Origin of the sequence: Eisenbergiella sp. OF01-20 (assembly GCF_003478085.1) — a bacterium.
Lineage (GTDB): Bacteria > Bacillota > Clostridia > Lachnospirales > Lachnospiraceae > Eisenbergiella.
In genome coordinates this window covers 1-6888 of the sequence record NZ_QUES01000070.1, presented here as the reverse complement: position 1 = coordinate 6888, position 6888 = coordinate 1, and the positions used below count along the sequence as shown (strand labels likewise).

The window sequence follows — 6888 nt, the reverse complement described above, 5'->3', positions numbered from 1 at the left end:
GACAGGATTGCGTAACATCTGCGCCAGCGTGGGGCGTATCAGCTCTTTGCCATGGAACAAAATCCCCTGTTCCGCAAAGTACCGGGTAATGTCCCCGTAGGAGGTTGTGGGCTGGGCGTACATTTCAAACATCAGCCGGATATTTGCCGTTTCGTCCGGGTTTACCACCAGCTTCTTTGTGTTGATACCGTCCATCTTAATCGGCTCTGTATGGAAGCCGTAAGGGGCTTTCCCGCCCATCTTGAAACCACGCTGACTGCGGGAGTAGTAAGCGTCCGTTACCCGCTTCTGTATCGTTTCCCTTTCAAGCTGGGCGAACACAATACAGATATTTAACATCGCCCGCCCCATCGGGGTGGAGGTATCAAACTTTTCCGTAGAGGACACAAACTCTACATTGTACTGCTGGAACAGCTCCATCATGTTTGCGAAGTCCAGAATGGAACGGCTGATACGGTCGAGTTTGTAAACCACGACCTTTGCAATCAAGCCCCGCTTGATGTCCCGCACCAGTTCTTGAAACTTCGGACGGTCTGTGTTCTTGCCGCTGTACCCTTTGTCTGTGTATTCCTTGCAGTTCCCGCCTTTCAATTCGTATTTGCAAAATTCAATCTGGCTTTCAATGGAAATGCTGTCCTTTTTGTCCACCGATTGTCTTGCATAGATTGCGTCTATTCGATTATTCATATTGTCGCTCCTTTTCTAAAAAAAGAAACGGAGCTGCTGACACCTTTATTATACCGTCAGCAGCCCCGCAAATCAACGATGGCTTCGGAAAATCTTATGCCCCGGTTTCCTCACTCTGCCGTTTGTCGGCATACTTGCGGAACACCTCATAAAGCTGCTGTTCCAGCTCCCGGCGTTTTGCTGCTTCCTGCTCCGGCGTGAACACCGGGGAGAGATTTTCCAGCGTGATTTCCTTTCCCTGAAAAGTCACGACTTCGGTTTCTTTCTTGTATCTGATATGCTCCATAGTACCTCCGTATTTAATTTTCAAAGTGCAGTGCCGCCATGCTGCGGCGTGAAATGTTTTCTGTCATTGATCACCGTTCCCTTGTGTGCCGCTGCTGCCGTTTCAGTTCTGCCAGCACCTCCGGCGGGATACGGTCTACCAGCCGCTGAATGTCTTTCAGCTCGCTTTCCAGCTTTGCCCGTTCCATCGTATCTTTCATCTTGCCTTTTTCGCTGGCTTTGGCTCTGGCTTCCAACTGTTCATTTTCTGCCAAAAGGTCGTTTATCGTGACCTTGTATTTTTTGAGCTGCCCAGAGAAGTTCTCCATCTGCGGAAACCACTTTTTCAGCAGGGAGAGGGCTTCCTCTTTCTTCTTTCCGGCGTTGAACGGGGTAATATCGCCCAGCGTGGCTTCAATGGCTCTTGCCTGTTTGGAGAGATTGACCGCCTGTTTGAACAGACGGGTGGGGATATGCTTCCTGCCTGTCTTGCTGGCACTTTCCCCACGCTCCAAGTCGGGATATTTCTCCACCATATAGGCGTGAAAATCGTCCTGCCATTTTGTGAGGCTTGCTCTGTTCCCGATAATCTCCTTTGCACACAGGCGGTTGTCCTCTGTCAGCGGGACAAAGGCCAAATGCAGGTGGGGCGTTTTCTCGTCCATGTGTACCACCGCCGACACGATATTTTCTTTCCCTACCCGCCCGATTAAGAAATCAGCCGCCCTCTGGAAAAACGCCTGTATCTCCTTTGGGGATTTTTTCTTGAAAAACTCCGGGCTGGCGGTTATCAGCGTATCGACAAAGCGTGTGCTATCCTTGCGGGTGCGGCATCCGGCTTGTTCAATGCGGCTCTGAATAAAATGGTAATAGTGGCTCTCCGGCTTGACGATATGGAAATTGTACTTGCTCCGGCTGGTGTCAATGTCGGGATTGCTGGCATACTGTTCCTTTTGCCGTTCGTGATGGGCTTCCAACGGTCTTGCCGGATTGCCCTTGTGCTTTTCAAATCGCAAAATTGCGTGTTGTGCCATGAAACTCCTTTCCCCATGCCCTTCCATTCCGTGACTTTTCCACAGGAAAATCCCGCAGAAAATATCTCAGATAGGAAGGGAATGGATAAGATATAAATAAAATCGTTTTAATCTTTGTATTTCTATATACCGTCCGGTTTCCGTACTCCAAGAAGGTTGATTATCGTACTCCATGAGTGCGGTTTTCAGTCCGACCGCGTTCCGTAACCGGATTTCTTGAAGTCGGTGTTTGGAACCGCTTCGTAGGATTTTGGGTAAATGCGGTTGGGTTTTCCACAGCCCTGCTTCTGGATCTCCACCAGTCCGGCATATTGCAGTTCCCGCAGGGTGTTGACCGCCTTCTGCCGCCCGCAGTGGAGCAGCTCCACTACCTCGTTGATGGGATAGTAGAGGTAAATCCGCCCATATTCATCTGCCCAGCCGTTTTTCCGGGACAGGTCTGTCCGGCGCAGGATAAAGGCATACAGTACCTTTGCTTCGTTGGACAGGGGTGTGAATGTGGGGGCTTCAAAAAGGAAATTCGGAAGCCGGGTAAAGCTGACTGCCTTTTCCGGCTGATGGATATAAATGGTGTTTGTCATATCGTGTTTTGTGGACGGTTAGAAGTCCGTTTTCGGGGGTAGACGGTAGTTTCTATTGCCTGCCCCTGTTCTGTGCTTGCAAAGCCTTGTAAATCAAGGACTTTTCAGCCCCTAACTGTCCACAGTAGACCTCCTTTTCCGTTCACTTTCTGTTTTCTGCCGCCTGTGAACTCTGGCGGCACAGCCGGGACAGTATTTCGCCCGGTTGGACTTTGGGACGAACACTCTGCTGCAGACCGCACAGCGTTTTAGCTCCTTATCCCGGAAAATCTCTGCTTCCAGCGTCCCGATTTGCGGCAAGACCGACCAGCGGAACCACTTACAGCAGACCGAGAAAGAAATAGTCTGGGGGCAGGTGTGGGTGTCCCCATCGTCAAGGAGCATACAGTTCCCATCCTCATAACAGCAGCACTCCCGGCGGATCAGGGCGTTTGCCTGTTTCCTCTGTGCCGGTGTCATGCGGTAAAGGGAACCGTCCTGCCTGCGCTCTATGGGCGGCAGTCGTTTATATGGGTTCTCTCTCATGTGTTCCCTCCATTTTTCCTTAGCCGTTCTCCCCGAAAGGATTTCCGGCGTTGGCACGCTCCCCGGACTTCGGGACATTTTGTCCCGAAGTGGCTCGTTGCGGTGCTTCCCCTGCCGGGGTATTCCTTTTCGGACGGTCATTCTGTTTTCAAGGTGCAGCTCATCGATGAACTACCTTAAGTCTACACCTAAAAGACCGCCCGCCCCGTATATCCATAAGGTCGGAAATCAGCCCGGAAAACTCTCTATTTCCACGCTCTTGGAATTGTGGTAGAATAGAAGAAATAGAATGGCAAATCGAAATTTCACGGAGGTATATTATGGGACTGTTTTCAAAGAAGAAAAATGAAGAAGTGGCTATTGATGAACTAACACCACAAATAAAAACTAAATTAGATGAATTAGCCCAAAAAGGCAATCAGTTTGAGGAAGAAGAACAATATGAGGAAGCTATACAAGCATGGAAAGAAGCTCTTAGCCTAATCCCAGAGCCACAGCAATTTTACAGTGAAACCATATGGTTTTTAGCTGCCATTGGCGATATTTATTTTCAAAAGAAACAATACGAAAAAGCACACGAATGCTTTGACAAAGCAAGGGGGAATTTGAGCGGCGAGGGATATGGAAATCCGTTTGTTATGCTTCGATTAGGTGAATGTTGTTTAGAAATAGGGGACGAAAAAAACGCCACAGAATATTTGCTTAGAGCCTATATGTTTGAAGGAAGGGAGATATTTGAGCCTGACGAGGACGGTAATGATGATGGCAAAAAATATTTTGATTATTTAAGAACTCATGTTGAAAACATTGAGTGAAGATTAAGATAACACAGTTCCCATTTATCGAGCAGACAAGGAGGGAGAGCATGGAACTATCCATACAAGAACGATTGAAAGATTTGCGTGTGGAGCGTGGGCTGACGCTGGAGCAGCTTGAGGAGCAGGTAAATCTCTCCAAGTCTGCGCTGGGCAGCTATGAAGCAAAGGATTTTAAGGACATCAGTCACTATGCTATTATCAAGCTGGCGAAGTTTTACGGTGTAACCGCCGATTATCTACTGGGGCTGTCCCAAACAAGAAATCACCCAAACGCTGATCTTGCAGACCTGCGTTTGAGTGATGATATGATTGAACTCTTGAAAAGTGGGTTGATAGATAATTCCCTCTTGTGTGAACTGGCAGTACACCCGGATTTTCCCCGGCTGATGGCTGACCTTGAAATCTATGTAAACGGTATCGCAGGAAAACAGGTACAGAGCGCAAACGCCATCGTGGACACCATGAGTGCAACGATTATGAAGCAGTACAATCCCGGCTTGTCCGACCCGCAGCTAAGACAACTTATCGCCGCTCATATTGATGATGACAGCTTTTGCCGCTATGTGATACAGCAGGACATAAACAAGATAGCCCTCGACCTGCGGGAAGCCCATAAGGACGATTTTTTCAGCGTTCCGGGGGACAACCCACTGGAAGATTTCTTGCAGACCGCCGAGGAAACTGCCAGTCCAGACAGCGACCCGGAGCAAGCGGCTTTGGCGTTTATCTGTAAGCGGCTCAAGCTGAATTTGAAAAAGCTGTCCGAGGAAGAAAAGAAGTGGCTGAAAAAGATTGCACAGAAGTCGGACTTACTGAAAAATCCAAACCCACAGCGGGGGCGGAAGTAAGAGAGCGACAAATCAGAATTTCTTGAGTAGGTTTGACGGGTAATACATTTTGCGAAAATGAGGAGAAAGAAAAATGCAAAACAATTTGTTATTAAATCCAGAGGAATTTAAAATTGATGATAGAGATAAAGGTGCCATTTACTGTAAAAGATTGATAGAGAAATGGACACCTCGACTGGAAACCGAAATGTTGGAGGCATTTATACGCCTTTATTATGATGAAATGTATGAGAATTGGGGACCTGATGATGAGGAAGAAAGTAAGGAATATTGGCCGGAAATAAGCTCACCTGTAGACCTTGTAAAATACACGGGCACAGATGTTACACTTTATGCTTTGGAAGACGCAGTATTTGCCAGAAGTAAAACAGGAAATCCACTGTACGAATCGCAAAATGTTCCTGTATGTGTAATATTGAAACTTGATTGTCCATGGGAAGAAGAACATGGTTGGGCTGCTGTTTTTATAGACGAAAAATTTGTTAAAGTTGACATTGACATTGTTGATTGTGTTTGGTTGGATTGATTCTTGTTTCTATAATCTAATTGTAAACTTCCCATTTATCGGGGAGATAGCAAAGCCAGCCGAGACAGTCAACGGTCAAGATGAACGGCGCATAAATGCGCCGCCGTTGACAGCCCCGCCTGTCTTTGCTGATGGGCAACCAAGGCGGGAAAGCCTTAAAATGGCTTCCCGCCCATTTCAATTTTGAGAGGAAAATCCGTCTGCTTTTTCGTGAGTGTGTCCACAAGTTCGGGACATTTTGTCCCGAAGTCCGGCGTGGGACAAGGGACGGGGGCTTTCATATACGCCCTGTCTGCTGGCGAAACCAGTCCTGCGCTTGCGGCTCCATGCCACGCAATCACAGCCCTGTTTTCCTGCCGTTTCAAATGCCCTTGCCCTCCCCGGCGGCAACCCCATTTTCGCAGCAACGCCGACAGAGCGTATAACACACTACACTTTGCAAGCAAAGTCGTGTGCCAAGGGGTAAGCCCCTTTGGAAACCCCAGACAACAAAACAGGCTGAATATCTCGCACTTTCCCGGTGCTTGATATTCAGCCTTTATTTGTTGTCAGCAGCCCCCGTTTCGTGGTCTGCGTGTAGTTCCTTGTAAACTGACCTAAGGAGAAATTCAAACAGGAACACCCAGAGGTTGCCCGGTATGCGAAAGCCGCCGCCTATCTTGCCAAGCACCCGGACGATAAGGATAAAACGAAAAATGAGCTGCAACAGGAGCAGGAAAAGCTTCTTAGCGAAATCGCAGAGCTGAAAGTACCGCTGACCGAGGTACAGGAGGATTTGAAGAAGCTGCGGGACATCCGCTACTGGGTACGGAAAGCCACACCCGGCACAGAGGAAAGTAAAGAGCCGCCCAAGAAACAGCCTATCAAAGAAGTCTTGCAGGATAAGGCGGACGAGAAAAAAGCACAAAGAACTGCCCCGGTGCAGACAAAACACAGACAACAGGATATGGAACTTTAACAGGCACTTGCCATTTTCAATCAGAGAATGTCAGGTGCTTTTCTTTTTTTCAAGGAGGGATAGATTTGAATGTATTTGAAGCTGTCAAGCAGTCTGTTACCACCCGACAGGCTGCGGAGCATTATGGAATCCATGTAGGTCGGAACGGGATGGCTTGCTGCCCGTTCCATAATGATAAAACCCCAAGCATGAAGCTGGATCGGCGTTACCACTGCTTCGGCTGCGGTGCGGATGGGGATGTGATTGATTTTGCCGCCGCCCTGTATGGGCTGGGAAAGAAAGAAGCCGCCGTACAACTGGCACAGGACTTCGGGCTTTCCTATGAGGACTGGAAGCCGCCGGGAAAGGCGAAAAAGCCAAAGCTCCGGCAGAAATCCCCGGAGGAACAGTTTCAGGAAGCAAAAAACCGCTGCTTCCGTATTCTTGCCGATTATCTCCATCTGCTTCGGGCATGGAGAAAGGAATATGCCCCGCACTCCCCGGAGGAAGTCTTTCATCCCCGGTTTATAGAAGCCTTACAGAAGCAAGATCAAGTGGAATATCTGCTGGATGTGCTTCTGTTCGGGGAAACAGAGGAAAAAGCGGCTTTGATTACGGACTACGGAAAGGATGTGATACAGCTTGAACAGCGAATGGCAGAGCTTGCA

At 48.5% G+C, this 6888-nt stretch carries 10 protein-coding genes and 1 pseudogene; 5 read left to right on the top strand and 6 right to left on the bottom strand.

The annotated features are described in order from the left end of the window. From DXA36_RS32205 to DXA36_RS32180, 5 genes are all read right to left on the bottom strand, one after another. A partial coding sequence (locus DXA36_RS32205) for a recombinase family protein (RefSeq protein WP_182479357.1) occupies positions 1 to 687 on the bottom strand: 687 nt, incomplete at its 3' end. 94 nt (positions 688 to 781) lie between these two features. Then, positions 782 to 973, bottom strand: a complete 192-nt coding sequence (locus DXA36_RS32200) for a hypothetical protein (protein WP_055222211.1) — start codon at positions 971 to 973, stop codon at positions 782 to 784. 70 nt (positions 974 to 1043) lie between these two features. After that, positions 1044 to 1985 carry a MobV family relaxase gene (gene mobV / locus DXA36_RS32195; RefSeq protein WP_118683591.1) on the bottom strand — a complete coding sequence of 314 codons (942 nt, stop codon included), beginning with the start codon at positions 1983 to 1985 and terminating at the stop codon, positions 1044 to 1046. A gap of 185 nt (positions 1986 to 2170) precedes the next feature. Beyond that, a complete protein-coding gene (locus DXA36_RS32185) occupies positions 2171 to 2566 on the bottom strand; it encodes a replication initiator protein A (RefSeq protein ID WP_008395205.1) in 396 nt (131 codons plus the stop codon). A gap of 111 nt (positions 2567 to 2677) precedes the next feature. Then, positions 2678 to 3091 (bottom strand): cysteine-rich VLP domain-containing protein, encoded by a 414-nt coding sequence (locus DXA36_RS32180; protein WP_118683592.1) that lies wholly within the window; start codon positions 3089 to 3091, stop codon positions 2678 to 2680. Between the two features lie 320 nt (positions 3092 to 3411). Here DXA36_RS32180 and DXA36_RS32175 point away from each other — a divergent pair, with 320 nt between their 5' ends. The 3 genes from DXA36_RS32175 (at position 3412) to DXA36_RS32165 (ending at position 5283) form a co-directional block, all read left to right on the top strand. Next, the gene (locus DXA36_RS32175) at positions 3412 to 3906 is read left to right on the top strand and encodes a tetratricopeptide repeat protein (RefSeq protein ID WP_004462512.1); all 495 of its coding nucleotides are present in this window, start codon (positions 3412 to 3414) and stop codon (positions 3904 to 3906) included. Positions 3907 to 3956: 50 nt separating this feature from the next. Continuing rightward, complete coding sequence (locus DXA36_RS32170; RefSeq protein WP_044931530.1) at positions 3957 to 4757, top strand: helix-turn-helix domain-containing protein; 801 nt, start codon at positions 3957 to 3959, stop codon at positions 4755 to 4757. Between the two features lie 73 nt (positions 4758 to 4830). Beyond that, positions 4831 to 5283, top strand: a complete 453-nt coding sequence (locus tag DXA36_RS32165) for a hypothetical protein (RefSeq protein ID WP_118683589.1) — start codon at positions 4831 to 4833, stop codon at positions 5281 to 5283. A gap of 155 nt (positions 5284 to 5438) precedes the next feature. Here DXA36_RS32165 and DXA36_RS33250 read toward each other — a convergent pair whose 3' ends face one another. Then, positions 5439 to 5648 carry a gluconolactonase gene (locus DXA36_RS33250; protein WP_182479356.1) on the bottom strand — a complete coding sequence of 70 codons (210 nt, stop codon included), beginning with the start codon at positions 5646 to 5648 and terminating at the stop codon, positions 5439 to 5441. Positions 5649 to 5881: 233 nt separating this feature from the next. On the opposite strand from DXA36_RS33250, the pseudogene DXA36_RS32155 reads away from it, so the two are divergent. Next, positions 5882 to 6241 (top strand): annotated as a pseudogene (locus tag DXA36_RS32155) (MobQ family relaxase); the annotation flags it as partial. A gap of 65 nt (positions 6242 to 6306) precedes the next feature. Continuing rightward, the coding region (locus DXA36_RS32150) for a CHC2 zinc finger domain-containing protein (protein ID WP_118683588.1) at positions 6307 to 6888 on the top strand (582 nt) is incomplete at its 3' end.

Coding starts and splice junctions, on each gene's coding strand:
- DXA36_RS32175 (WP_004462512.1), top strand. CDS start 3,412: ATGGGACTGTTTTCAAAGAAGAAAAATGAAGAAGTGGCTATTGATGAA.
- DXA36_RS32165 (WP_118683589.1), top strand. CDS start 4,831: ATGCAAAACAATTTGTTATTAAATCCAGAGGAATTTAAAATTGATGAT.
- DXA36_RS32180 (WP_118683592.1), bottom strand. CDS start 3,091: ATGAGAGAGAACCCATATAAACGACTGCCGCCCATAGAGCGCAGGCAG.
- mobV (WP_118683591.1), bottom strand. CDS start 1,985: ATGGCACAACACGCAATTTTGCGATTTGAAAAGCACAAGGGCAATCCG.
- DXA36_RS32185 (WP_008395205.1), bottom strand. CDS start 2,566: ATGACAAACACCATTTATATCCATCAGCCGGAAAAGGCAGTCAGCTTT.
- DXA36_RS32170 (WP_044931530.1), top strand. CDS start 3,957: ATGGAACTATCCATACAAGAACGATTGAAAGATTTGCGTGTGGAGCGT.
- DXA36_RS32200 (WP_055222211.1), bottom strand. CDS start 973: ATGGAGCATATCAGATACAAGAAAGAAACCGAAGTCGTGACTTTTCAG.